General features: G+C 72.0%; 1 protein-coding gene. It reads right to left on the minus strand.

Going from position 1 to position 1,746, the window contains the following annotated elements:
• Nucleotides 1-275: 275 nt before the first annotated feature.
• Nucleotides 276-1,746 (minus strand): RNA polymerase sigma factor (locus BN12_RS26355; RefSeq protein WP_048555610.1); only part of this gene is annotated, 1,471 nt, incomplete at its 5' end.

Genomic DNA, 1,746 nt, shown 5'->3' on the forward strand with positions numbered 1-1,746 from the left:
CCCCCCCCGGGGGGCCGAACCACCCCAAACACCCCCCTCCCCCCCCCCCCCCCGGGGGGGGGGGGGGAGCCGGCGCGACAGGTCGTCGACGCCGTCGGGCGCAGCCGGACCCGGCTGGAGCGGCTCCGCGCCTGGCTGCTGCCGAGCGACGGCCGCGACCACCTCCGGTCGCTCGGGCGCCGCGTCGTCGAGGTGCCCCGGAACGCCGTGGCCCGCCTCCGCGCCCCCCGGCCCCCTGACCCCCCGCGCGATCCTCGCTAGACGACCGGCGTCACTCAGTCGAGGTAGTCGCGCAGGGCCTGCGAGCGGCTCGGGTGACGCAGCTTGCTCATCGTCTTGGACTCGATCTGGCGGATCCGCTCACGGGTCACGCCGTAGACCTTGCCGATCTCGTCGAGGGTCTTCGGCTGGCCGTCGGTGAGGCCGAACCGCATCGACACGACGCCGGCCTCCCGCTCCGACAGGGTGTCGAGGACCGAGTGGAGCTGCTCCTGCAGGAGCGTGAAGCTCACGGCGTCCGCGGGGACGACGGCCTCGGAGTCCTCGATGAGGTCACCGAACTCGGAGTCGCCGTCCTCGCCGAGCGGAGTGTGCAGGGAGATCGGCTCGCGACCGTACTTCTGCACCTCGACGACCTTCTCCGGCGTCATGTCGAGCTCGCGGGCCAGCTCCTCCGGCGTCGGCTCCCGGCCGAGGTCCTGCAGCATCTGCCGCTGGACGCGCGCCAGCTTGTTGATGACCTCGACCATGTGGACCGGTATGCGGATCGTCCGCGCCTGGTCGGCCATCGCGCGGGTGATGGCCTGGCGGATCCACCACGTCGCATACGTGGAGAACTTGTAGCCCTTGGTGTAGTCGAACTTCTCGACGGCCCGGATGAGGCCGAGGTTGCCCTCCTGGATGAGGTCGAGGAAGAGCATGCCGCGGCCGGTGTAGCGCTTGGCGAGGGACACGACGAGACGCAGGTTCGCCTCGAGGAGGTGGTTCTTCGCCTTCTTACCGTCCTGGGCGATCCACCACAGCTCGCGCTTGAGCTTCATGTCCATCTTGTCGCCGGAGTTGAGCCGCTCCTCGGCGAACAGGCCGGCCTCGATCCGCTTCGCGAGCTCGACCTCCTGCTCGGCGTTGAGGAGGGCGACCTTGCCGATCTGCTTGAGGTAGTCCTTGACGGGGTCCGCGGTCGCCCCGGCGGTGACGACCTGCTGGGCCGGCGCGTCCTCCTCGTCGTCGTCACGGATGACGAAGCCCGCGCTCTCGCTGTCCTCGTCGGTGGCCTTCGCCGGAGTGCTCTCCTCCTCGTCGGACTCCTCCGCGTCCTCGTCCGCGCCGGCCACGACCTCGACGTCGGCGACGACCTCCTCGACGTCGGCGTCCGCGACGACCTCCAGGTCCGCGTCGTCGCCGGGCTCGACCTCCACCTCGGCGTCCTCGGCCTCAGGCACGTCGGCCGTCTGCTTCGCCGCCTGCTTCGTCGCGGATGCGGCCTTCTTGGCCGTCGCCGTCGTCTTCCGGGCCGCGGTCCCGCTCGCCGCCGCCTTGGCGGCCGTCCGGGTCGTGCCGTCGGCCGCCTTCTTCGCGGCGGTGCTCGCGGTCTTCTTCGTCGCGGCCGCCCCGGCCTTGGCGGACGACGGGGCCTTCTTGGCCGCCGGCCGCTTCGCCGACGCCGAGACGGTCTTGGTCGCCGAGCGCGTCGCGGCGGCCGCGGTGCCCTTCGCCTCGACGGTGACCTCGACGCCCCGGTCGTGG

This window comes from Nostocoides japonicum T1-X7, from assembly GCF_001046855.1.
Taxonomy (GTDB): domain Bacteria; phylum Actinomycetota; class Actinomycetes; order Actinomycetales; family Dermatophilaceae; genus Nostocoides; species Nostocoides japonicum.